The sequence below is a fragment of the Glacieibacterium arshaanense genome, from assembly GCF_004681125.1.
Lineage (GTDB): Bacteria > Pseudomonadota > Alphaproteobacteria > Sphingomonadales > Sphingomonadaceae > Polymorphobacter_A > Polymorphobacter_A arshaanense.
In genome coordinates this window covers 470,582-493,937 of the sequence record NZ_SIHO01000002.1, presented here as the reverse complement: position 1 = coordinate 493,937, position 23,356 = coordinate 470,582, and the positions used below count along the sequence as shown (strand labels likewise).

Below are 23,356 nucleotides of genomic sequence, written 5' to 3'. Positions count from 1 at the left end.
GATCAACCGCAGGTTACCGTGCCGCTGCCGGCCTTGCTGACCTTGCACTTGGCACCGCCGTGGATGCGGGCATCGCCCGAGCCGGCAATCGAGACATCGGCGCTGGTCGTGGCATAGGCGTCGATATCGCCCGAACCGGCGATCGAGGCGTTCAGGCTGGTGCATTGCAGCTTGCCGATGCGGACATCGCCCGAGCCGGCAATATCGACATGCGCGGCGCCGCAGCGGCCGGCGGCATCGACATCGCCCGACCCCGCAATCGACAGCCGGACGGTGCCGGCATCGACCGACGGGAAGCGTCCCTCGCCCGATCCCGAAATGCCGGCAGTGAATTCGGGCACCTTGATCTGGTTGACGAGTATCGACCCCGACCCCGACAGGTCGACGCTGCGCAGCATCGGCACGGTGACCGCGACCTTGATCTTGCCGCTGTCCCAATGGACGCCCCAGCCGCTCTTTTTCATGCCGATGCGCAGCGTGCTGCCGTCAACGCGGATGTCCATGCGGTCGAGCGTGTCCTTCGACGCCTCGACGCTGACGCTCGGAGTCTTGCCGGTGGTGACGGTGATGTCGGCCGAGCCGCTGCTCGCCAACTTGTCAAAGCTGCCAACCGGGAAGCTGCGTTGGTCGGCGTGCGCGGCGCTGCCGAGCAGCAAGGCGGCGACCAGAGCGATTTTCGAAGCGTTCGACATGGCGATCTCCTGAATGAGCGTATTGTCTGAATAATACACTCGTTCCGCCACCTGTCCAGCGTAAAAGTTCAGCCGCAGTTCGCCTTGCCGCTGCCGATCGCCGATACCGTGCAGCGCGCGCCGCCGCTGACGCCGACATTGCCGCCGCCGGTGATCGTCACCTTGGCGCTGGTCGTGGCAAAGCCGCGGATGTCGCCCGAGCCGGCGGTTTCCGCGACCAACGTTGCGCAGCGCAGCCGCGCGATGTCGATATCGCCCGAGCCCGTCGATGCCGCCTTGGCATCGCGGCAGCGGCCAGCGGCAACAATCGAGCCCGAACCTGCCGTCGTGAAACTCGCCGCCTGCACGTCGATGGCTGCGATATCGATGCGCCCCGGTCCGGCGAGCGCTGCGGTAAAGCCCGGCGCTGCAACGCGGTTGATGCTGACAGCGCCGGCACCGCGCAGCGCCACATGGTTAATCATCGGCACGGTGATGCGCAGCCTCACCCGCGCCGCGCCGGCGCTCAGCCCGCCGCGCAGTTGCGGCGCGACATCGAGGATGCCGCCCTCGTCGCTGACCACCAGCCGGTCGAGCTCGGCGCGCTCGCCTTGCGCGGTCACGCCCACGGCCTCGCCGGTGACGATGTCCACTGCCGTGATATCGGTCAGGCGAATACTGTCGAAGCGCCCGACGGGAAAGCTGCGTTCGGCAGCCGACAGCGCTGCTGCGCCACAGCATAGTTGCAACACCAGTGCCGCCCGGATTGCCGTCCGCTTGCCCGTCATTCGCGCTCCATTCCGGGATGTCTATTTTGGCCCAAATTGCTGTTACACGAACATGTCGCCCAAACGAAGCGGCATCGCGCCGGGGGCGGCATTGGACTTGACGCCGCCATGCCAATAACGGACATGTCGCCCGTTGGTTCACGGGGAAGGTCAAGCCATGCGTCTCAAAAACATTCTCTCGACAGCGGCGCTCGGCGTCGTGCTCGCTACCGGTCTCGCCAGCTGCGGGCCGACCGATTATTCGTCGGTGACCGTGCTCGCCGAGCCGACGCCCGTCGTCGGCACTACCTTTGCGTGGAAGACTGTCGCGCCGTCGACGCAGCAGGAAATGTATCCGGGCATCGACAATCCGATTTTCCGTCAGCGCGTCGAACAGGCATTCAACACCGCGATGGCCGCCAAAGGCTACCAGCAGGTGTCGGACGCTGCGACCGCCGATCTGGTGCTCGCCTACCGCGTCGGCGTGCAGCAGAAGAGCCAGCTCGATGTCCAGTCGACGCCGGGCGGCTATTATGGCGGTGGCCCGATGATGTGCGGGAGCTTTGGTTGCGGCGGCGGCTGGGGCTGGGGCTATTACGGCCCGCCGCAGACGTCGGTGACGCAGATCAACTACACCGAAGGCGGCCTGATGCTCGATATCATGGCCGGCAAGACCGAAACGCTCGAATGGCGCGCGCTCTACAAGAACCGCGTTACCGCCAATACCGCGACGCAGGCCAGCCTAGATGCCATCGCGGCACGCGTCGTCCAGTCACTGCCCAACGCCGGCGGCATGCCCGCGACACCCGCGAAGAAGTAGCGCCACCAACCCAAAACAAAACCCCCGGCAGCGCGTGCTGCCGGGGGTCTTTTTTTGTGCAGGTCGAAAGGCTCAGGCGGCCTTGAGAACCTGTTCGATCTTGAGCTGCGCTGCCGGCTCGTCGATGTTTTCCATCGCCGCGAGTTCGCGCGCCAGGCGGCCGATGGCGGCTTCGTAGATCTGGCGTTCCGAATAGCTCTGTTCGGGCTGGTCTTCGGCACGGTGCAGATCGCGCACCACTTCGGCGATCGAAACGAGGTCGCCCGAGTTGATCTTGGCTTCATATTCCTGCGCGCGGCGCGACCACATCGTGCGCTTGATGCGCGGCTTGCCCTTGAGCGTCGTCAACGCTTCGGTCAGCGTTGCCTGGCTCGACAGCTTGCGCATGCCGACGCCTTCGGCCTTGTTGGTCGGGACACGCAGGGTCATGCGCTCTTTTTCGAACCGCAAAACATAAAGTTCGAGCTGCGTACCGGCGATTTCAGAGCTTTGAACCTCGACCACCCGGCCGACGCCATGCTTGGGATATACGACATAGTCGCCGACAACGAAGCTGAGCACAGTGGTGGCCATTCGGGGAAGTCCTTTCGTTGTGGGCAGAGATCCTCGACCGCGAAGCGCCATGCCCCGCCCAAAACGGGTGGCCGGCAAATCAGGTCGTTGGAATTCCTGCCCGTCCTTGCAACAATTAGCGTCAAATCTGGCTGTCTGATCGCCTGCAGGTCGGGCAATCGGTCGGCCGAACGAATCTGCGAAAATGTTATCGCAGGCGCTATGTAACAGAAAAATGACTCTAATTCCATGCTTATATGGCACGGCACTGCTACCGGTGGTGGCCCGACCGGGGTGTGCGCACGAACTACAGCATTGCGCGGGGCAGCCCGCGACGGACTCAGCCCTCGCCGGGCTTGTCGGAGAAGAACTTCTCGAACTTGCCGTCGACGCCCTTGAAGGCATCGGCATCAGCGGGCGTCTCGCCCTTGACGGTAATGTTGGGCCAGCTCGCCGACAGGCTGGCGTTGAGTTCGAGCCACTTTTCAAGGCCTGATTCGGTATCGGGCAGAATGGCTTCGGCCGGGCATTCGGGTTCGCAGACGCCGCAATCGATGCATTCATTGGGATTGATGACGAGCATGTTCTCGCCTTCGTAGAAGCAGTCGACCGGGCAGACCTCGACGCAATCCATATACTTGCACTTGATGCAAGCTTCAGTGACCACGTACGTCATCGTCAAATCCCCCGTTGGGTTAGGCTATCGTTGGCCAATTGCTAGACGTGCGCGATAGCCGCCGTCAATGGGGCAATCGGGCTTTTGCAGCCTTTCGGCGCTTCAGCCCGCCGCGGCAGTCTGGCGCAGGTCGGTATAGAGCCGGCTCGCCTCGACATAGGGCCGGCGGGCATCGGCCAGCCCCTCGACACGCACCACCACCACTTCGTCATTGTGCGGGAAACTGACCACCGATCCGGCCCGGACCAGCGCCGAAGCGCGGTCGATGACACGCCCGTCGAGGCGCAGATAGCGGCTTTCGCACAAATGCTGCGCGGCGCTTCGCGATTTCGTCAGACGTGCAAACCACAACCATTTGTCGATCCGCAATCCCTGACCATAGACCAAGTGGGGGGTTCCTTTCTGCTTAATGCGCGGCGCTGCGCGCGGGGTGATCCGCCAGTTTGGCGAAGGGCGAAAAGCTCGGTGGCGGCACGGGTGCCGGGGCGGTGCGCGGCGTCCGCGCCCCGCCCCAGGCAAACGCCTGGTTACCATCGACCGAGCGCAGCCGGTAACCGAGCCCGCGCATCAGCCGGACGAAACCGTCGGGCCGCAGGCCGATGCTCGCCACCCAGGTGGCATCGGGGACGAACGGCGCGCGGCCATCGCGGATGCCGTGGACGGCGCGCGCCAGCCGGTCGACCATGTCGATGCGCACCGCCTGTGCGCCGACGCTCATGAATCCCGCGACGTCGTAGAAGCCCGGCACCACATCGGTGCCGACATCGATGGTGACGCGGCCCGGCGCCGGTGGCGGCGGCAGGGCGTCGAGCCCGAGCGCGCTGCGCTGCGCCACCGCCCATAGCGCCAGCCGCCAGCGCGTCGGCTCGGGGCGCAATAGCTGGTCGATGAACACATGTGCGAAGCCGAGCCGGACGCGGCATTGCGCCAGCAAGCGCCGGTCACCACTGGTCAGCGCGGCGATTTGTGCCGCCACCGCATCACGGCGCAGGCAGCCCATGGTTTCGACCAGTTGCACGACCAGCCCGCGCGCGGCGGGCGAAAACTGCGGCGTCAGCCCCGCCAACTGCATCAGCGGCGCGAGGTGGCGCGACCGCACAGCCGCGACCCAGGCCTTGAGCCGTGCGGCGATGCGCGCGCGGTCCTCGGGGCGCTTGCTCGCGACATCGGCATCGACTTCGATGCGCGGGTTGAGCGTGTCGCGCCCGGCGTGCAGGCTGGCGACGCGCGCACCGTTCCAGGTGATGGCGGGCGGCAGCGTGCCGTTGAACACCAGTTCGAACGCGCTGTCCGCCGACGCCACCAGCGCGGCAGCACGGCGGGAGAATTCGGCGGGCAAATGACGTTCGGCGGCGGCAAGCAGCAGCCGCTTTTCGCTGGCGCGCGCGCTCGGGTCGGCGGCGAAGCGGAAGCCGTTCAGCTTGCCGATCGGCTCGCCTTCGACCGCGACGGTACCGTCATCATCAACAGCAACACGCAGCGCGCCACCGCGCATCTTGAGGTCGCGTAGCAGCAACCCCGTGCGGCGATCGACAAAGCGCTGCGTCAGCGCGGTGTGCAGCGCGTCCGACAATCGGTTTTCAAGGTCACGCGTCCGCTCGGCCCAGTGCGCGGCATCGCCGAGCCAGCCGGGGCGGTTGGCGATATAAGTCCAGGTCCGCACACCGGCGATGCGGTCGGCAATCGAGGCGATATCGCCCGCGACGCTGTCGAGCGCCGCGACTTCGCTGCCGATCCAGCCCGACGGCAGCTTGCCGTCGCCTTCGGTCAGGTGCCGGAAGACCCGGCCGACCAGCCGCGCATGCGCCTCGGCGCCGGTCTTGCGGTAGTCGGGCAGGCTGCAGGCCGCCCAGAGCCGGCTCATCCCCGACCGCACGCCGTGGGCACGCTCCATCGCCCAGGGCTCGCCCGCCAGCCGCTTGAGCACGCCAAGGTCGACGGCTTCATCGCCGCGCACCAGTTCGCCCACCGGCGGCCGTGCCTCGAGCGTCGCGACCAGCTTGGGCATCGAGCTGAAATCGAGCGCGGCGTTGCGCCACACCAAATGCGACAGCGGCGCGAAATGATGGCCTTCGATGCGCTCGATTTCCTCGGGCTCGAACGCGGCGGCGCCCTCGCCGCCCAACTGGACGATGCCGAAGGTCCCGTCGCGCTGGTAGCGCCCGGCGCGGCCGGCGATCTGCGCCATTTCAGCGGGCGTCAGCCGGCGCTGGCGGCGACCGTCGAACTTGGCCAGCGACGCGAACGCGACATGCGCGATGTCCATGTTGAGCCCCATGCCGATGGCATCGGTGGCGACGAGGTAATCAACCTCGCCCGACTGGTACATCGCGACCTGGGCGTTGCGGGTGCGCGGGGACAGGCTGCCCATCACCACCGCCGCGCCGCCCATCTGGCGCCGCAGCATTTCGGCGAGCGCATAGACCTGCGCTGCGGTGAAGGCGACGATCACCGAGCGCTTTGGCAGTCGCGACAGCTTGCGCGGCGGCGTGTAGGTCAAAGTCGAAAACCGCGGCCGCGTGATGATTTCGAAGTCGGGCAGCAAGCGCCGGATCAGCGGCCGCAGCGTTTCGGAGCCGAGGATCATCGTTTCGGCATAGCCACGTGCGTGCAGCAGCCGGTCGGTGAAGACATGGCCACGTTCGGGGTCGGCGCCGACCTGCGCTTCGTCGATCGCGACGAAGGCGACGTCGCGGTCGTTGGGCATCGATTCAACCGTGCACAGGAAATAGCGCGCGCCCTCCGGCACGATCTTTTCCTCGCCGGTAATCAGCGCGACTTGGCTCGCGCCCTTGATCGCGACGACGCGATCATAAACCTCGCGCGCCAGCAGCCGCAGCGGGAAGCCGATCATGCCGCTGGCGTGGCCGCACATGCGCTCGATGGCGAGGTGGGTCTTGCCGGTGTTGGTGGGGCCAAGGACGGCAGTCAACCGACTGCCATGGGGTGCCGGGGTCGCAACCGGCGGACGTTTGAAGGCAAAAGCGCCGCTCACGTCCCTGCCCTATGGGGTGGACCCGGGCAGTGGCGGGCCGAAAGCCTGAGGAAGCTGCGTCGTGGCATCGCGTCCAATACAAGGCAGAATCTACATGTAGTAGCTTACATACTCTGACTCACGATTCAAGTGACCATATAAAGACACTCGCTTCATCGCAATCCGGCCGCTTCCGGGTGCTGGTGCGGTTGACTTGACCCCCATGCTTGGACAGGTTTCGCCGCAGTCGGGGGAAAACGGCGGAGACGGGGTTTTGTACGAGCCGGGGGTGCGAGAGTTTGACACGGTGACAGCCACGCCGGCAGGCAGTGCCTCGCCCCAATTTGCGCGCAACGCGAGCGATGGCTGGGCCGCGCGGCTACGCCGCTTCGGCATCGACAAGCTCGGCGTCGATGTCAGCCGCTTCGATCTCAGCAATTTGCGCGACGTCGATCTGCGCGTCGACCTCGGCCACCGTATCGGCACCCGCGACTGGTGGCTTGGCGCTGCCACCATAACCTTGCTGTGCGCGCTGGCGCTGCGCGGCGGCTTTAGCGTCGCCCCGCTGCCGGTGCCGGCGCGCGCGCCCTATACCGCCAGCCAGGTCGAAGACGCCGCGCCCGATGCCATCGGCCCGCTGGCGCTCGGCGCCGCGACCGGGCGCTACGTACCGCCGACGCGCATGGTAGAGGCACTCGCCGAAGCCCCCGAACGACCACGCATCGAAGCCACCGCGCGCGTCCGCGGCGGCGAAAGCCTGGCGCGCGCGTTGCGCCGCGCCGGTGTCGGCGAGGCCGATGCCGCCACCGTCAACCGGCTCGTCGGCGGCCGCGCCGTCAAGCCGGGCACCGCGATCGATCTCGTGCTTGGCCGCCGCGAGACCAAGTCGGTACCGCGCCCGCTCGATAAGCTGGGCTACCGCGCCGCGTTCGACCTGCGCATCGAAGTGCTGCGCAACGAAGCCGGCGAGCTGGTGCTCAAACGCATCCCGATCGCTGTCGACAACACGCCGCTGCGCATTTCCGGCACGGTCGGCAGCGGGCTGGCACGCGCCGCGCGCAGCGCCGGTGTCCCCGCCAAGGCGGTCGCCGATTACATTCAGGCGATGGGCTATGTCATCGACATGCAGCGCCAGGTCGGCAAAAAAGACCGCTATGACATGGTGCTCGAGCACCGCCGCGCCGAAACCGGTGAAACCGAAACCGGCGGGCTGATCTACGCGGCGCTGACGCCGGCAAAGGGCGACAAGGTCGAATTGCTGCGCTGGGGCAGCGGTGCGGGTCAGTTCTACCGCGCCAATGGCGAAAGTGCGCGCAAGGGGCTGATGCGAACACCCGTCGAAGGCGCGCGACAGACATCGGGCTTCGGCATGCGTTTCCACCCGATCCTGAGCTATTCGCGCCTGCATCAGGGCACCGATTTCGGCGCCGCCTATGGGTCGCCAATCATGGCGGCGGCCGGCGGCAAGGTCATACTCGCCGGCCCGCACGGCGGGCACGGCAACTACATCATGATCCTGCATCGCCCCGGGCTGGCGACGGCCTACGCGCACCTCAGCCGCTTCGCCGTTAAAATCGGCCAGCAGGTCGCGCAGGGGCAGGTCATCGGCTATGTCGGCTCGACCGGGCTGTCGACGGGCCCGCACCTGCACTACGAAGTCTGGGTCAACAATGTGCCGGTCAACCCAATGTCGATCAAGTTCACCGGGGGCACGCAACTCGGCGGCAGCGACATGGGCCAGTTCAAGGCCAAGCTTGCATCAATGCGCAACCTGCACCCCGCCGGCTCGATCGATGACGGCGACGCCGCGCCGATGCAAACCAACCTGACGCGCGCCACGCCGGTTGAGGAAGAACCGCCGGTCGCCGCACCGCCGGTCAAGGAAAAGCCCGTCGCCAAGGCACCCGCGAAAGCCAAAGCCCCCGCCAAGGCCAAGGTGACCAAGAAGGACAGCGCCAAGACGGCCAAGGCCAAGCCATCGTCGAAAACCGCAAAGGCGAAGTCCACCAAGGCCAAACCGGCGGCCAAGTCGAAGGGCGCGACCAAGGCAAAATCTACTTCGAAGGCCAAGACCGCGAGCAAGACCAAGGCGAAGGCCGGGCATTAATTCAAGAGCCTCCGGCGGGCAGGCCTGAGGCCTGCACCCGATTGTTGCCCGTGACACACCAACGGCCTCGGTTGCTACAACACCGGCAGCATATGGGTGCAGGGCCTAAGGCCCTGCCCGCCGGAGGCCCTCACTCAGTTTCGGTCGGGAATTACGCGGTCGCGGCCCAGCCGCTTGGCGGTGTAGAGCGCGCTGTCGGCGCGGGCGATGACGCTGTCGGGGGTGTCATCGGGGTGGTTGATTGAAACACCGGCGGAGAAGGTGATGCGTCCCATGCTGGCGCCGTCGGCGGTGCGGCGGATGATCTGACCGGCGAGTGCGCCGCGCAGCCGGTCGATGGTTGCCATTGCCGCGTCGAGCTTCATGCCGGGCAGGAAAGCGACGAACTCCTCGCCGCCGAGGCGCCCGACGGTGCCGGTTTCGCCGACGCCGAGCGCCAGATGCTGGCCGACGAAGCGCAGCACTTCGTCGCCGAGCGCATGGCCCCGTTGGTCGTTGATGTTCTTGAAATGATCGATGTCGACCATCGCCACCGATAGGTCCTGCTGCGCGTCGGCGGCGTGCATCTGGGCGTTCGATAGCGCCTCGATAAGGCCGCGGCGGTTGAGCAGGCCGGTCAGCGCGTCAGTCACGGCGGCGTTTTCGGCCTTGCGGAGCTGGTCGCGCAGCGCTGCGGTTTCGGCGGCGGCGGCTTCGAGCTCGGTCTCCATGCGGCGGTTGGCGGCGACCATAACCGTGGTGGCGGCACCGAGTGGCTGGATCAGCGCGGCAAGTTCGCCGGCGGTGGCCGGTGCGCGCGCCCCGTTGAGTGCGGCATCGCCGTCGGCAATCGCGCGGCCATAGATGGCGAGGTCAGCCTGGCCGTCACGCAGATGCTGGCTCAACCGGTCGGTCTGTTCGCGTGCGGTTTCGACGAGTTGCGCGATAGCGCTGGCGTCGGATTCGCCACAATGGTCGCGGCGCAGTTGCTTGACCGCTGCCATGTCGATTGGCCCGGCTGCCAGTGCTTCATCGAGCGCGCGGGAAATCGCATGCTCCAGGCCGCCAAGGTAGCGCCAGAACAGGTCATAGACATCGGGCTCGGGCGGCAAGCCGGTCTGCACCAGCAGGTCGCGCAGCCGGTCGAACAACAGCAGTTGCGGGTGGCCGAGTGCGCCGGCAAGGCGGTCGTCGGCGGTGGTGGCACCGGTTGTGGCGGCTGGCGACTGTTCCATTTCGACCCCTTGAAGCTCTGGGTCGAATAACGGCGCTGGGCCCCTATGGCTTTATGCCTGCGCGGCTGTCCAGCGCACAAAAATCGCCGTCGGCAGTAAACGTCCACGCGCTTCTTCGGCAATCGCCATTTCGCCGACCTCGATATGACCGCCGAGTGGCGCGAAAACCTCGGCCACCAGCTCGCCGATGGCGACCGCCGACATGCGGATGGCATAGACCGTCAGCACCAGGAACGACGAGTTCGCGTCGAGCAGCGACCGTGCCAGCGCCACCAGTTCGGGCAGGTCGCGGTAGAGTTCCCAGATCTCGCCGTCGGGACCGCGGCCATATTTGGGCGGGTCGAGGATGATGCCGTCGTAGCGCTTGCCGCGCCGCACCTCGCGCCGCATGAACTTGAGCGCGTCGTCAACCAGCCAGCGCACTGCGCGGTCGCCGAGCCCGCTCAGCCGCGCGTTCTCGACCGCCGACGCCATCGCCTTTTTCGAGGCATCGACATGCGTGACATTGGCGCCCGCCGCCGCGCACGCCAGCGTGCCGACGCCGGTGTAGCCGAACAGGTTGAGCACGTCCTTGCCCTGACTCAGCCGCCCGGCCATCCAGTCCCAGTGCACCGCCATGTCGGGGAAGAACGCCAGATGGCGGAAATTGGTGTTCGCCGCCCAGAACTTCAGCGGGCCGCGCGACAGCGGCCAGCTTTGCGGCACCTTCGCGTCGAGGTTCCAGCGCCCGCCGCCATCCTCTTCGGAGCCGCCGACGAATTCGCCGTGCGCCTGCCAGTCGAGGCTCGCGGGCGTCCACATCGCCTGCGGCTCGGGCCGGATGAAGCGGTAGGGGCCGTAGCGCTCGAGCTTGCGGCCATGGCCGCTGTCGATCAGGCCATAGTCGTCCCAGGCTTGCGTGACGAGCAGTGACAGCTCCATCACGCGGCTTTCCGCACACGCGGGGCGGCGGCGCCGACGCTGGCGCGTGCCACCGGCCCGGCGAGCAGTCGTGCACCCGCCGCGCGCACCATATCGACATCACAGGCGTCGAGCCGCGCAATGACTTCGGCAGGTGGCACGATGCGGCCGCGCAGCAGCAACTGCCGCGCCAGATACTCGGCTTGGCCCGCGGGGCCTTCGAGCGCCATCAGCAGCCCGGCACGCACCTGCGCGCGGGCGCGCGACAGTTCGGCGGGTTCAAGCCCGGCCGCACATTGCGCGAGCACGGTTTCGCTCAGTGCAATGGCGCGCGCGGCGTCGCGCTTGGCGGTCGCCAGATAGACCGAAAACAGCCCGGTTTCGGCATAGGGCGTGGTGCTGGCGTAGATGCTGTAGGCCAGCCCGCGTGCTTCGCGCAGTTCCTGGAACAGCCGCGATGACATGCCGCCGCCGGCTGCGGTGGCGAACAGCAACGCCGCATCATGGTCGGCGTCGTCATGGCCGGGCGCAAGGTAGCCGAGCGTCAGATGCGCTTGTTCGAACTTGCGCGCGTCGTGGCGGACATCACCGGCAAAGCGCCCGGGTACCGCCAACGGTCGCGTGCCGGCAGGCAAGTCGCCAAAGCGCGCCGCGACCAGCGCCACCAGCGCATCGTGATCGACCTTGCCGGCGGCGGAAATGACGCAGGAGCCCGCCAGATAATGTGTCGCCAGCCAGTCGCGCAGCATCGCCGCGTCGAGCCCGGCGATGCTGTCCTCGCTGCCGAGGATCGAGCGGCCGAGCGGCTGGTCGGGAAATGCGGCTTCCTGCAGATGGTCGAAGACAATGTCGTCGGGGGTATCGCGGGCTTCGCCGAGTTCCTGCAACACGACCTGGCGTTCACGTTCAAGCTCGGCTTCGTCGAACGCCGGCGCACGCACCAGATCGGCAATCAGGTCGATGCCGAGTGCCAGATCCTCGGCGAGCAGCCGCGCGTGAAACACCGTCATGTCGCGCGCGGTATAGGCGTTTAGTGAGCCACCGACATCCTCGACGGCTTCGGCGATGGCGCGGGCACTGCGCGTCGCGGTGCCCTTGAACGCCATGTGCTCGAACAAATGCGCGATGCCGTTGACCTGCGCGGTCTCATGTCGCGAGCCGGTATCGACGTGCAACCCGACCGCCACCGTTTCGACCATCGACATCGTCGTCGAGACGATACGAAGCCCGTTAGGCAGCGTGGTCAGCCTGGTGCTCATGCGGTTCGGGCCACCGCACGCGCCGCGATGAAAGCCTCGACCGCGCCGAGTTCGGCGGGCAGCACGTCGTAGCGTTCTTCGCGGTCGAACAGCCCCGAAACCCGCGTCGGCATCGTCGGGCGCACGCCGGCAGCGCGTTCGACGGCGTCGCGGAACTTCGCCGGATGCGCGGTCGCCAGCGTCACCACCGGGCCGTTGATGTCCGCCGCAAAGGCGCGCCCCGCCGCTAGACCGATCGCGGTGTGCGGATCGATCAGCTCGCCGCATTCGGCATAGGCCCAGCGCAAGGTCAGCGCCATTTCGTCGGCATCGACACGGTGACTGTCGAACCAGTTGCCGGCGCGTTGCAGCGCGGCGGGCGGAATGACGAGCTTCTTGTCGGCTTCGAAACCCTGCATCGCGGCGGTCAGCGCGGCAGCGTCGCGGCCGTACAGGTCGAACAGCAGCCGTTCGAAGTTCGAGCTGACCTGGATGTCCATCGACGGCGCCGCGGTCGGTTCGACATGGCCGACCGAATAGTCGCCATTGGCGAGCGCGCGCGCCAGAATGTCGTTGACGTTGGTCGCCACGATCAGCCGGCCGATCGGCAGGCCCATCTGGGCGGCGACATAGCCGGCGAACACATCGCCGAAATTGCCCGTCGGCACCGCGAAATTGACCTTCACGCCCGGCGCCCCAAGCCGCACAGCAGCGTAGAAATAATACACCGTCTGCAGCATCAGCCGCGCCCAGTTGATCGAATTGACCGCCGACAGGTTGAAGCGGCCGGCGAACGCCGGATCGTTGAACATCGCCTTGACCAGCGCCTGCGCGTCGTCAAAATTGCCCTGCACCGCGATGTTGTGGATATTGGGCGCCATCACTGTGGTCATCTGGCGGCGCTGGACGTCGGACACCCGGCCTTCGGGGTGGAGCATGAACACATCGAGGCTGGCGCGACCGGCCAGTGCCGCAATCGCCGCCGATCCGGTGTCGCCGCTGGTCGCGCCGATGATCGTCAGATGTTGGTCACGGCGCGACAGGAACTTTTCGAACAGCAGCCCAAGCGCCTGCATCGCAACGTCCTTGAACGCCAGCGTCGGCCCGTGGAACAGCTCAAGCAGCCAGTGGCGGCTATCGAGCTGCACCAGCGGCGTCACCGCAGCATGCGCGAAGCTACCATAGGCCTGCGCGAACAGCGCGCGCAGCTCGTCTTCGGTCAATGCATTACCGACAAAGCCGCGACAGACGCGCACCGCGGTTTCGACATAGTCGAGCCCGGCGAGGTCGGCGATCTCGTCACGCGACAGCTGCGGCCAGTGGGTCGGCAGGTAAAGCCCGCCATCGCTCGCCAGGCCGGCGAGCGTCGTAGCTTCGAAATCAAGAATAGGCGCGGTGCCGCGCGTGCTGATATATTCCATAAGGCGAGGAGCCTTAGCGATGCAGCGACGGCGCGGCAAGTTTCTGAGGGAAGGCAAGCCAACCATGTTCAGCCATGTGACCCTGGGAACCAATGATCTGGCGCGCGCGACTCCATTCTATGACGCCGTCATGGCGACGCTGGGCTACCGGCAATTGTTCCCGATGCAGGGTGCACTGGCGTATGGCCCCGACGTCGCCGGTCCCAAACTGTTTGTTGTCACGCCGTTCGATCAGGCGCCAGCCAGTGTCGGCAATGGCACGCACTGCGCGTTCATCGCGCGCGACCGCGCGACGGTTGACCATTTTCATACGGCGGCACTTGCCAACGGCGGCAGCGACGAAGGTGCCCCGGGGCTGCGGCCGCACTACCACCCAAACTATTACGGCGCGTATGTCCGCGACCTCGATGGCAACAAACTGCAAGCGGTTTGCCACAGCGCGAACAGCTGAGTTAGTCGCCGCGGCGCCAGCGCCGCACGTAGATGCCGAAGATCGTCAGCAGCACCAGCGCGAAGCCGAACCACTGGATCGCGTACGACAGGTGATTGTCGGGCAGGTCGCCGGGTGTCGGCACGCGCGACGGTGCCAGCGGCGGCACGGACTGCTTGGGTATCAGCATGAAGCGCGGGCGGCTGGCGTCCTTGCCGTAGGGGCGTTCGATGATCAGCCCGTCAAAGGTCGTGTCGACATTGAGCTTTGTCAGCGTATCGGGGCGCTGCGACCAGCCCGCCACGACGACGAACGCCGGCTTGATGTCGGCGGGCGTGCAGTTGACGAGCAGCAGATAACCCGATTGGCCGTCGGCGCTGTCGCCGCCCTTGATGTCATACGGCGCGATACTGCCTGGTGCACAATGAACGCTGGCGCGGCGGTAGAGCAAAGATTTTGCCCCGTCGCGCGCGGCGTTTAGCCCGGCGGCATCGAGCACCGGCATGGACGGCGCTGCGGCAAGCTCAGCGTTCAGGTGGGCTTTCCATTCGCGGCGATGAAGTTGCCAGATGCCGAGCCAGATCAACACTGGCACCATCACCAACGTCATCAGCGTGGCGCCGAGCGGCAGGCCGCTGCGGCGGGTCTCAGGCGGCTGAGGCTCAGTCTGGGCCATCGTTCGCTTCACTGAGAGCGGCGGCGGCTTCGTGGCGGTATTCCATCGCGATCAATATCGCCTTGGCAAGCCGCAGCAGCCCGAGCGTCAGCCCGGTAGCGAGCGGAATCCACAACAGCGCGTGAAGCCAGATCGGCGGCGCAAACGACAGCTCAAGCCACAGCGCGAGGCCGAGGATGATGCCGCCGACGATGAAGATCAGGAACGACGCCGCGCCGTCACCGACATTGAAGCTGGCAAAATCCAGCCCGCAATGCCGGCAGCGCGGCGCGAAGGTCACTACGCCGCTGAACAGCCCGGCCTCGCCGCAGCGCGGGCATCCGCCGCGCAGCGCAGTGAGCAACAAGTCAGGCGTTGGCGGCGGGGCCGGATCGATCAATGCGGGGTATTGGCCAGCACTGCCGCGCCGAAGTTGCTGCCCCAGACGTAGATCGAGATGAACAGGAACAGCCAGACGACGTCGACGAAGTGCCAGTACCATGCCGCCGCTTCGAAGCCGAAGTGCTGCTTTGGGGTGAAGTCACCCTTGTAGGCGCGGATCAGGCAGACGATCAGGAAGATCGTGCCGACGATGACGTGGAAGCCGTGGAAGCCCGTCGCCATGTAGAAGGTCGAGCCATAGATGTTGCCGGCGAACGCGAATTCGGCGTGCATGTACTCCATCGCCTGGATCGACGAGAAGGTCAGCCCGAGCAGAATGGTGAGCCACAGGCCGGTCTTCAGGCCTTCGCGGTCATTGTGGATCAGCGAGTGGTGCGCCCAGGTCACCGTGGTGCCCGACAGCAGCAGGATCAGCGTGTTGAGCAGCGGGAAGACGAACGGGTCGAGCACTTCGATACCCGCCGGCGGCCAGACGCCGCCAACCGCTTCGACATGCGACGGATACAGCGCGGCATTGAAGAAGGCCCAGAACCACGCGACGAAGAACATCACTTCGGAGGCGATGAAAAGGATCATGCCGTATCGCAGGTGGAGTTGGACGATCGGCGTATGGTCGCCGCCATTGGCTTCGGCGATGACCTTTGCCCACCAGCCGTAGAAGGTGAACAGCACGGCCGCGGTGCCGAGCGCGAACACCCACGGGCCGACAGCGGCCTTGTGCATCCAGGCAATCGCGCCCGAGGCCATGATCAACGCCGAGAAGGCACCGATAATCGGCCACGGATCGGGCGACAGAATGTGAAACTGATGCGTTTTGGCAGACGCCATCGAACTACCCCTTCGGTGCGGATTTTCCTTCTACCCGCGTCGCGTTGTCCGCGTCTACCGGGAAGAAGGTATAGGAAAGCGTGATTTCATCGATCCGCGCGGCTTCCTTGTCTTTCAGGATCGCGGGATCGATGTAGTAGCTGACCGGCATGTCGACGGACTCGCCGGGCTTCAGCGTCTGCTCGGTGAAGCAGAAGCAGGCAATCTTGACGAAATATTTGCCGGCGATGTCGGGCGAGACATTGAACGTCGCGCGCCCGGTCGTGGTGCCGGCGGTCATGTTGGTCGCCTTGAAGAACGCCAGCTTGCGTTCTCCGATACCCACCGAAACGCTGTTGGCTTCGGGCGCGAACTGCCACGGCATGCCCGGCGCGACATTGCCGTCGAAGCGCACCTTGACGACGCGGCCCAACGGGTCGGCCTTGACCGGCAGCGTGGCCACATCGACGCGCTGCGTCGTTCCACCATAACCCGTCATCTGGCAGAACAGCCGGTACAGCGGCACGCTGGCATAGGCGAGCGCCAGCATCGCCAGCGCAAAGCCCGCGGCAATCAGCCCGGTGCGACGGCGGGCAACGGCAGAGGCGTCAGCCGTGCTCATATGACGAACTTGACTACGGTGATCACGAAGAACAGCACCGCAAGGCCGCCGAGCAGCAGCCCGAGTGCCTTGTTGCGCGACTTGCGCGCCGCGATGAAGGCTTCGGTCTGGGCGTCGGTCATGCGTTCCATGGGAGGATCCAATAATCGACGACCAGCGCTGCGAACAGCATGAACAGATAGAGCAGCGAGAAACGGAACATGCGCTTTTCGGGCGCCATGTCGGCCGCCAGCGTGGCAGTGTTGCGCCACACCGCAAGCGCGCAGGCGATGAATCCCAGGCCGAACACCAGCGCGGTACCGCCGTAAATCCAGCCGGTCAGGCCGAGCGCCCAGGGCATCAGGCTGACGGGCACCAGCACCAGCGTGTAGAGCAGAATCTGGCGGCGCGTCGCGGTGGCGCCCGCAGTGACCGGCAGCATCGGCACGCCCGCCTTCGAATAATCAGCCTCCATGAACAGCGCGAGCGCCCAGAAGTGCGGCGGCGTCCACAGGAAAATCAGCGCAAACAGCAACACCGGCAGCGCGCTGATGTCGCCGGTCACCGCGGCCCAGCCGATCAGCGGCGGAAACGCGCCCGCAGCACCGCCGATGACGATGTTCTGCGGCGTCCGGCGCTTGAGCCCGACAGTGTAGACCAGCACGTAAAACAGGATCGACACGGCAAGAATTGCCGCAGCGAGCCAATTGACCGCGACGCCCATGATCGCCACCGAACCGACAGCAAACGCCACGCCGAAGTTGAGCGCCTCGCCGCGGTCGACACGGCCGGCGGGCAACGGGCGATTTGCCGTACGCTTCATCAGCGCATCGATATCGGCTTCATACCATTGGTTGAGCGCACCCGCCGCACCGGCGCCAACAGCGACGCACAACATCGCGACGAAGCCGATGACAGGGTGGATATGCCCGGGGGCAACCGCCATCGCGCAGGCCGCGCTGAACACGACGAGCGTCATGACGCGGGGCTTGAGCAGCGCGAAATAATCGCGCCAGTCTGCAAGCCCCGCGACATTTGTCGCTTGAAGTTCACCCGCGACGTAGGTCGCCGGAAGTTCGGTCGTATTCACCCGTGGCAACCTGCGCTGACCATCACTTGATGATCGGCACGGTCTCGAACTGGTGGAACGGCGGCGGCGACGACAGCGTCCATTCGAGCGTATTGGCGCCTTCGCCCCAATAGTTATCACCGACCTTCTTGCCGGCCGCGAGCGACCAGATGACGTTGACGAAGAAGAACAGCATGCCGAACGCCATGATCGCATAGCCGTAGCTCGAGATCAGGTTGTAGTGGGCATAGGCCGCCGGATAGTCCGGAATACGACGCGGCATGCCGTCCATCCCCAGGAAGTGCTGCGGGAAGAACAGGAAGTTCACGCCGATCGTGAAGATCCAGAAGTGCAGGTGGCCCAGCGTGTTGTTGAGCTGGCGGCCGGTCATCTTGCCGAACCAGTAGTAGAAACCGGCGAATAGCGCGAACACCGCACCCAGCGAAAGCACGTAGTGGAAATGCGCCACGACGTAGTAGGTGTTGTGCATGTAGGTATCGATGCCGGCGTTGGCGAGCACGACACCGGTCACGCCACCGATGGTGAACATGATGATGAAGCCGATCGCCCAGATCATCGGCAGCTCGAAGCTGATCGAGCCACCCCACATCGTCGCGATCCACGAGAAGATCTTGATGCCGGTCGGCACCGCGATGATCATGGTGGCAGCGGTGAAGTAGAACTTGGTGTCGACGCTGAGGCCGCTGGTGAACATGTGGTGGGCCCAGACGACGAAGCCGACGAAGCCGATGGCGACCATCGCATAGGCCATGCCGAGGTAGCCGAAGACCGGCTTCTTCGAGAAGGTCGAGATGATCTGGCTGATGATGCCGAAGCCCGGCAGGATCATGATGTAGACTTCGGGGTGGCCGAAGAACCAGAACAGATGCTGGTACAGGATCGGGTCACCGCCGCCTTCGGGCGCGAAGAACGTCGTGCCGAAGTTGCGATCGGTCAGCAGCATGGTGATGGCACCGGCGAGCACCGGCAGCGACAGCAGCAGCAGGAACGCGGTGACCAGCACCGACCAGACGAACAGCGGCATTTTGTGCAGGGTCATCCCCGGCGCGCGCATGTTGAAGATGGTGGTGATGAAGTTGATCGCGCCGAGGATCGACGACGCACCGGCAAGGTGCAGCGACAGGATCGCCATGTCGACAGCTGGCCCCGGGTGGCCCGAGGTGGCAAGCGGCGGATAGACCGTCCAGCCGGTACCGGCGCCGTTGAAGCCCGGAGGTCCGGGCACGAACATCGAGCCGAGCAGCAGCAGGAACGACGGCACCAGCAGCCAGAACGAAATGTTGTTCATGCGCGGGAACGCCATGTCGGGCGCACCGATCATGATCGGCACGAACCAGTTGCCGAAACCGCCGATCATCGCCGGCATGACCATGAAGAACACCATGATCAGACCGTGCGCAGTGATGAAGACGTTCCACAGATGATAGGAGGCGTCGAGGTTGCCCTGCGTGAACCAGGTCAGCCACTGGATGCCGGGTTCGGCAAGTTCGAGGCGCATGATGCCCGAAATCGCGCCGCCTATGATCCCCGCGAAAACCGCGAAGATCAGGTACAGCGTGCCGATATCCTTATGGTTGGTCGAAAACAGCCAGCGCTGCGCAAAGCTCAGCGTCGGGTGATCGTCATGGCCATGGTCGTGGGCGTGGCCATGGGCGTCAAGCGCGTGCTCGGTTGCCATGATCGGGTCCTCTTAGTTGGTCGCAGCCGGCGCGGCGGCCGGTGCGGGCGTTACTTCAGCAGTGGCCGGCGCTACGGGCGCCGGTGCGGCTGGGCCGCCAACTGCGGTTGCGGTCGCGGCGTCGGCAGCCACAGCGGCGTTGCCGGCGGCATCAGCAGCGGCGGGCGCTTCGGGCGTGATGCCGTTTTCCTTCTGCTTGGCGGCGACCCACTGCGCGAACTTCTCCTTCGAGACGACTTCGACAGTGATCGGCATGAAGCCGTGGCGCGTGCCGCAAAGCTGGTTGCACTGGCCGTAATAGACGCCTTCCTTGGCAGCCTTGAACCAGGTTTCGTTTATGCGGCCGGGCACGGCGTCCATCTGCACCCAGAACGACGGGATCGACCAGGCGTGGATGACGTCGACGGCGGTGACCAGCACCTTGACGGTAGTGCCGACCGGCACGACGACGCGATTGTCGGTTTCGAGCAGGTAAGGCAGGTTGGCCTTGTCGGCCTCAGGCTGCGTCAGCGCAATCGCATCGAAACTGAAGCCGCCATTGTCGGGATATTCATATTCCCAATACCATTGGTGGCCGGTCGCCTTGATGGTCAGCTCAGCCTTGGGCGGATCATATTGATTGGCGAGCAGCCGGAACGACGGCACCGCAACCCAGACCAGAATGAGCACCGGAACCAGCGTCCAGCCCACTTCGAGCAGCGTATTGTGCGAATTGCGCGATGCGACCGGGTTTGCCGCAGCGCGGAAGCGGACCATCGTCCACAACAGCAGCAGGATGACGAAGATCGAGATGCCGATGATCAGCGGGTTGAGGATGCCGTTGAGCATCGCCGCGCCTTCTTCGCCAATCGGCGTGAACTGTGTCTGCACGCCGCGTGCGCCCGACGGCTGGCCGATGCCCGCAATGGGGGCCGTCGGCGGCACCGCAGCCGCGGCATTGACGGCCGCCGTGGTCGCTGCAGCCGTCGCGGTTGCGGCGGCTTCCTGCGCCCATGCCGCGCCGCTGGCGGCGAAGCTTGCGATGGCGGCGCCGGTGCCGGCAGCCAGTTGTTTCAGTACGCGCATCATACCCCCGAAGTTCAAATGGCTCCGGCTCGCACCGGAGGGGCAGTGTAATCCGGCAGGTGCCGGAAGGGAAGTTGGCGGCTTATAGGCGCGGCCTGCGCGCTTCGACAAGCGTCCAGTCCGCCGCAGGGGCGGGCAATATGCATTTTTTACAGCTTGTAGCGACAATGCGTCACGCCGGCCCCCGCCCAAAGCAGCGTTACGCCTTGAGATCGGCGAACTTTGCGACGCTGCGGCTGGTCTGCGCGGTCACCGCATTCTTGACATCGTCGCCCTGCAGCATGCCGGCATTCCACACCGCGACATAGTCGAGGCCCTGTTCGATGGTCATGTCGCGGCCGGCGTTCAGCACCTGCTTGATGCCGGTAATCGCCAGCGGCGACTTGCCGGCAATTTCGCGCGCCATCGCCATGCCGGCTTCGATCGCGGCCTCATGGCTGTCGGCAACCTTGTTGAGGAAGCCGTATTGCGCCGCCTCGGCAGCCGGGAAGCGGCGGCCGGTGTAGCAAAGCTCGCGAATCAATCCTTGCGGCAGCAGATACGGGATGCGCTGCAACGTGCCCACGTCCGCCACGATGGCGATGTTGATTTCCTGGATGGTGAAGAAGCAGTCGGCGGTACCGATGCGCATGTCGCAGGCGGTGACGAAATCGACGCCGCCGCCGATGCAACCGCCCTGCACCACCGCGATGACCGGCACGCGGCAGCGGTCAACGACGGTGAAAGTGTCCTGCATGTGCTTGACGTGGCGACGGAATGATTCGCGGGCGCGGCCGAGATCGCTGCTGTCGCCGCCGCCGCCGAGCGAACCGGCCGCCATCTTGAGATCGAGCCCGGCGGAGAAATGCTTGCCCGTCGAGGCGATGACCACGGCGCGGACGCTGGTATCGGCGTCGATCGCTTCGAACACGGTGATCAGCTCGGTCCAGAATGCCCGGTTCATCGTGTTGAGCTCGGCGGCGCGGATCATCGTGACGCGTGCAATGCCGTCCTCGACGGTCAGGCTCAAAGTCTGCAATTCCATTCGGTGTCTCCCCGGTCTAATGAACATCCCCATGACCAAATTCACCGTCAACGGCAACCCCGTGCACTACAAGATGGATCCCGAGACGCCGCTGCTGTGGGCGCTGCGCGATGCATCGAACCTGACCGGCACCAAATTCGGCTGCGGCGCCGGGTTGTGCGGCGCCTGTACCGTCCACATCGACGGCGTGCCGACGCGGTCTTGCCAGGTCAGCATCGGCGCCATCGAAGGCACGCTGGTCACCACTATCGAAGGCCTGTCGGATGACCGTTCGGACCCCGTCCAGCAGGCGTGGATTGCCGAACAGGTGCCGCAATGCGGTTACTGCCAGTCGGGGATGATCATGGCGACGGTGGCGCTGCTCAAGACCAACCCCAACCCGACCGACGCCGATATCGACGCGGCCATCACCAACCTGTGCCGCTGCGCCACCTACCCGCGCATCCGCAAGGCGATCCACCGCGCCGCCGCCAGCCTGACCGCCGGCGGTGCTACCGCCGCTACCCCGGCACCCGACACGACGCTGTCCGAAGCCGCGCGCCGGACGCCAGCGCTCAACCCCAACCCCGCCGGCCGCGCAGAATGACCGCGGCGCGCTGGACGCCCAAGCTGTTCAGCGTATTGAAGGACGGGTACGGCGCCGCCGAACTGCGTGCCGACGCGCTCGCCGGGCTCACCGTCGCCATTGTCGCACTGCCGCTCGCCATGGCGCTCGGCATCGCCAGCGGCGCCTCGCCCGACAAGGGGCTGGTTACCGCGATTGTCGCGGGCTTCTTCATCTCGCTGCTCGGCGGCTCACGCGTCCAGATCGGCGGGCCGACCGGCGCCTTCGTCGTCATCGTCTTCAATGTCATCGCGCAGCACGGCTATGACGGCATGGTGCTGGCCACCGCGATGGCGGGCGTCATATTGATGATCGCCGGCTATGCGCGTGCCGGGCAGTTGGTGAAATTCGTGCCAGCCCCCGTCGTCACCGGCTTCACCGCCGGCATCGCGCTGATCATTGCCACCAGCCAGATCAAGGACTTCTTCGGGCTGAGCATGGCGACGGTGCCCGCCGACTTCCTGCCCAAATGGCAGGCCTATTTTCACGCCGCCGGCACCGTCAACTGGTCCGCCGCCGCGATCGGTGCCGGTGCGCTGGCGCTGATCCTCGTTTTGCGCCGAACCGCCCCGAAGGCGCCAGGGTTCCTGATCGCGATTGTCGCTGCTGCTGTCGTCGTCGCGCTGCTCAAGCTGCCGGTCGACACCATCGGCTCGCGCTTCCCGAACATGCAGGCCGGGCTGCCGATGCCGCACATTCCGGCGTTCAGCCTCGCCAAGGTGCAGGAAGTGCTGCCGTCGGCGTTCACCATCGCGTTTCTGGCGGGGATCGAATCGCTGCTCAGCGCGGTCGTCGCCGACGGCATGACCGGCTTCCGCCACCGTTCGAACCAGGAACTCGTCGGTCAGGGCGTCGGTAACTTCGCCTCGGCGCTATTCGGCGGCATGCCCGCCACCGGCGCCATTGCGCGCACCGCGACCAACGTCCGCAGCGGCGGCCGCTCACCCGTCGCGGGCATGCTGCACGCGGTATTCCTGTTGCTGTTCGTATTGTTCGCCGGCGACCTGATGGCGTTCGTGCCGATGGCGGCGCTAGCAGCGATCCTGTTCATTGTCGCCTGGGGGATGAGCGAAATCGACCGCGTCCGCATGCTGCTGCGCATGCCCAAGGCGGACCGCGTCGTGCTGGTGCTGACGTTTTTGCTCACCGTGCTCGTCGACCTGACGGTGGCGATCGGTGTCGGCGTGACGCTCGCCTCGCTGATGTTCATGGCACGGATGAGCGAGACCGTCGCCATCAACGCCGGCGCCACGATGGTCCCCGAAGAAGGCGATACCGCCGGCAACGGCCAGCGCGACACGCTGCCGCCCGGCGTCGAGGTCTTCCAGATCACCGGCCCGTTCTTCTTCGGTGTCGCCGGCGAGTTGCTCGACACGCTGCGCCGCCTCGGCCAGCCGCCGCGCGTCATCATCCTGCGGCTGCGACTCGTGCCGTTCCTCGATGCCAGTGGCGCCGCCGCGGTCGAATCGTTTGTCGAACAGGCGCACAAACTCGGCAGCAAAGTCATCCTGTCAGGCCTGCAAGCCGGCCCGCGCAGTGTCCTCGCGCACGCCGGGCTCGGTCGCGCCGGCGGCCGTGTGGTGTTTGCGCATGATTATGCCGAGGCACTGGTCAAGGCGCGGGCGCTGACAAGGGCCTCCGGCGGGCAGGCCTGAGGCCT

The 23,356-nt window shown here is 65.8% G+C and carries 24 protein-coding genes; 5 read left to right on the top strand and 19 right to left on the bottom strand.

What is annotated here, in order from left to right; all coding sequences use genetic code 11:
* Positions 1 to 2: 2 nt before the first annotated feature.
* Positions 3 to 692, bottom strand: coding sequence for a head GIN domain-containing protein (locus EUV02_RS08595; RefSeq protein WP_135245833.1), 690 nt, complete (start codon positions 690 to 692; stop codon positions 3 to 5).
* Positions 693 to 760: 68 nt separating this feature from the next.
* Positions 761 to 1,459: a GIN domain-containing protein gene (locus EUV02_RS08590; protein ID WP_135245832.1), complete on the bottom strand. Its 699-nt coding sequence runs from the start codon at positions 1,457 to 1,459 to the stop codon at positions 761 to 763.
* Between the two features lie 157 nt (positions 1,460 to 1,616).
* Between EUV02_RS08590 and EUV02_RS08585 the strand changes: the two genes are divergently transcribed.
* The gene (locus tag EUV02_RS08585; RefSeq protein ID WP_135245831.1) at positions 1,617 to 2,258 is read left to right on the top strand and encodes a DUF4136 domain-containing protein; all 642 of its coding nucleotides are present in this window, start codon (positions 1,617 to 1,619) and stop codon (positions 2,256 to 2,258) included.
* Positions 2,259 to 2,330: 72 nt separating this feature from the next.
* Here the strand turns inward: EUV02_RS08585 and EUV02_RS08580 are convergent, their stop codons facing one another.
* The 4 genes from EUV02_RS08580 to EUV02_RS08565 form a co-directional block, all read right to left on the bottom strand.
* Positions 2,331 to 2,831 carry a CarD family transcriptional regulator gene (locus tag EUV02_RS08580; RefSeq protein WP_135245830.1) on the bottom strand — a complete coding sequence of 167 codons (501 nt, stop codon included), beginning with the start codon at positions 2,829 to 2,831 and terminating at the stop codon, positions 2,331 to 2,333.
* 319 nt (positions 2,832 to 3,150) lie between these two features.
* Positions 3,151 to 3,486 carry a ferredoxin FdxA gene (gene fdxA, locus EUV02_RS08575; protein ID WP_135245829.1) on the bottom strand — a complete coding sequence of 112 codons (336 nt, stop codon included), beginning with the start codon at positions 3,484 to 3,486 and terminating at the stop codon, positions 3,151 to 3,153.
* Positions 3,487 to 3,588: 102 nt separating this feature from the next.
* On the bottom strand, positions 3,589 to 3,873 hold the full coding sequence (locus tag EUV02_RS08570; protein ID WP_166430534.1) for a S4 domain-containing protein: 285 nt from the start codon (positions 3,871 to 3,873) through the stop codon (positions 3,589 to 3,591).
* Between the two features lie 19 nt (positions 3,874 to 3,892).
* Positions 3,893 to 6,418, bottom strand: a complete 2,526-nt coding sequence (locus EUV02_RS08565) for a helicase-related protein (protein ID WP_243445832.1) — start codon at positions 6,416 to 6,418, stop codon at positions 3,893 to 3,895.
* A 349-nt stretch (positions 6,419 to 6,767) separates the two neighbouring features.
* Between EUV02_RS08565 and EUV02_RS08560 the strand changes: the two genes are divergently transcribed.
* Positions 6,768 to 8,567 (top strand): M23 family metallopeptidase, encoded by a 1,800-nt coding sequence (locus EUV02_RS08560; protein WP_135245827.1) that lies wholly within the window; start codon positions 6,768 to 6,770, stop codon positions 8,565 to 8,567.
* A gap of 134 nt (positions 8,568 to 8,701) precedes the next feature.
* Here EUV02_RS08560 and EUV02_RS08555 read toward each other — a convergent pair whose 3' ends face one another.
* The 4 genes from EUV02_RS08555 to thrC are packed head-to-tail and all read right to left on the bottom strand — an operon-like array spanning position 8,702 to position 13,340.
* Positions 8,702 to 9,781, bottom strand: coding sequence for a GGDEF domain-containing protein (locus EUV02_RS08555; RefSeq protein ID WP_135245826.1), 1,080 nt, complete (start codon positions 9,779 to 9,781; stop codon positions 8,702 to 8,704).
* Positions 9,782 to 9,832: 51 nt separating this feature from the next.
* Positions 9,833 to 10,702 carry a class I SAM-dependent methyltransferase gene (locus EUV02_RS08550; RefSeq protein ID WP_135246454.1) on the bottom strand — a complete coding sequence of 290 codons (870 nt, stop codon included), beginning with the start codon at positions 10,700 to 10,702 and terminating at the stop codon, positions 9,833 to 9,835.
* The gene (locus EUV02_RS08545; RefSeq protein WP_135245825.1) at positions 10,702 to 11,940 is read right to left on the bottom strand and encodes a M16 family metallopeptidase; all 1,239 of its coding nucleotides are present in this window, start codon (positions 11,938 to 11,940) and stop codon (positions 10,702 to 10,704) included. Before EUV02_RS08545 ends, EUV02_RS08550 begins: the two co-directional genes overlap by 1 nt.
* The gene (thrC, locus tag EUV02_RS08540; RefSeq protein ID WP_135245824.1) at positions 11,937 to 13,340 is read right to left on the bottom strand and encodes a threonine synthase; all 1,404 of its coding nucleotides are present in this window, start codon (positions 13,338 to 13,340) and stop codon (positions 11,937 to 11,939) included. The genes EUV02_RS08545 and thrC overlap by 4 nt, the downstream gene beginning before the upstream one ends.
* A 76-nt stretch (positions 13,341 to 13,416) precedes the next feature.
* On the opposite strand from thrC, the gene EUV02_RS08535 reads away from it, so the two are divergent.
* Positions 13,417 to 13,791, top strand: coding sequence for a VOC family protein (locus EUV02_RS08535; RefSeq protein ID WP_243445831.1), 375 nt, complete (start codon positions 13,417 to 13,419; stop codon positions 13,789 to 13,791).
* A gap of 1 nt (position 13,792) precedes the next feature.
* On the opposite strand, the gene EUV02_RS08530 is transcribed toward EUV02_RS08535, so the two are convergent.
* From EUV02_RS08530 to EUV02_RS08495, 9 genes are all read right to left on the bottom strand, one after another.
* Complete coding sequence (locus tag EUV02_RS08530; protein WP_135245822.1) at positions 13,793 to 14,446, bottom strand: SURF1 family protein; 654 nt, start codon at positions 14,444 to 14,446, stop codon at positions 13,793 to 13,795.
* Entirely contained in the window at positions 14,433 to 14,789 is a 357-nt protein-coding gene (locus tag EUV02_RS08525; RefSeq protein WP_243445830.1) for a DUF983 domain-containing protein, read from the bottom strand. Before EUV02_RS08525 ends, EUV02_RS08530 begins: the two co-directional genes overlap by 14 nt.
* A gap of 32 nt (positions 14,790 to 14,821) precedes the next feature.
* Complete coding sequence (locus EUV02_RS08520) at positions 14,822 to 15,655, bottom strand: cytochrome c oxidase subunit 3 (protein ID WP_135245820.1); 834 nt, start codon at positions 15,653 to 15,655, stop codon at positions 14,822 to 14,824.
* Positions 15,656 to 15,659: 4 nt separating this feature from the next.
* Positions 15,660 to 16,256, bottom strand: a complete 597-nt coding sequence (locus EUV02_RS08515; protein WP_135245819.1) for a cytochrome c oxidase assembly protein — start codon at positions 16,254 to 16,256, stop codon at positions 15,660 to 15,662.
* On the bottom strand, positions 16,253 to 16,387 hold the full coding sequence (locus EUV02_RS16020; RefSeq protein ID WP_279379511.1) for a hypothetical protein: 135 nt from the start codon (positions 16,385 to 16,387) through the stop codon (positions 16,253 to 16,255). Before EUV02_RS16020 ends, EUV02_RS08515 begins: the two co-directional genes overlap by 4 nt.
* Entirely contained in the window at positions 16,375 to 17,325 is a 951-nt protein-coding gene (locus EUV02_RS08510) for a heme o synthase (protein WP_135245818.1), read from the bottom strand. Before EUV02_RS08510 ends, EUV02_RS16020 begins: the two co-directional genes overlap by 13 nt.
* A 22-nt stretch (positions 17,326 to 17,347) precedes the next feature.
* Positions 17,348 to 19,003 carry a cytochrome c oxidase subunit I gene (ctaD, locus tag EUV02_RS08505; protein WP_135245817.1) on the bottom strand — a complete coding sequence of 552 codons (1,656 nt, stop codon included), beginning with the start codon at positions 19,001 to 19,003 and terminating at the stop codon, positions 17,348 to 17,350.
* 12 nt (positions 19,004 to 19,015) lie between these two features.
* Positions 19,016 to 20,071, bottom strand: coding sequence for a cytochrome c oxidase subunit II (gene coxB / locus EUV02_RS08500; protein WP_243445829.1), 1,056 nt, complete (start codon positions 20,069 to 20,071; stop codon positions 19,016 to 19,018).
* Positions 20,072 to 20,267: 196 nt separating this feature from the next.
* The gene (locus EUV02_RS08495) at positions 20,268 to 21,092 is read right to left on the bottom strand and encodes a crotonase/enoyl-CoA hydratase family protein (protein WP_135245816.1); all 825 of its coding nucleotides are present in this window, start codon (positions 21,090 to 21,092) and stop codon (positions 20,268 to 20,270) included.
* A gap of 31 nt (positions 21,093 to 21,123) precedes the next feature.
* Here EUV02_RS08495 and EUV02_RS08490 point away from each other — a divergent pair, with 31 nt between their 5' ends.
* On the top strand, positions 21,124 to 21,678 hold the full coding sequence (locus tag EUV02_RS08490) for a (2Fe-2S)-binding protein (protein ID WP_135245815.1): 555 nt from the start codon (positions 21,124 to 21,126) through the stop codon (positions 21,676 to 21,678).
* The gene (locus EUV02_RS08485; protein WP_135245814.1) at positions 21,675 to 23,351 is read left to right on the top strand and encodes a SulP family inorganic anion transporter; all 1,677 of its coding nucleotides are present in this window, start codon (positions 21,675 to 21,677) and stop codon (positions 23,349 to 23,351) included. Before EUV02_RS08490 ends, EUV02_RS08485 begins: the two co-directional genes overlap by 4 nt.
* Positions 23,352 to 23,356 lie beyond the last annotated feature (5 nt).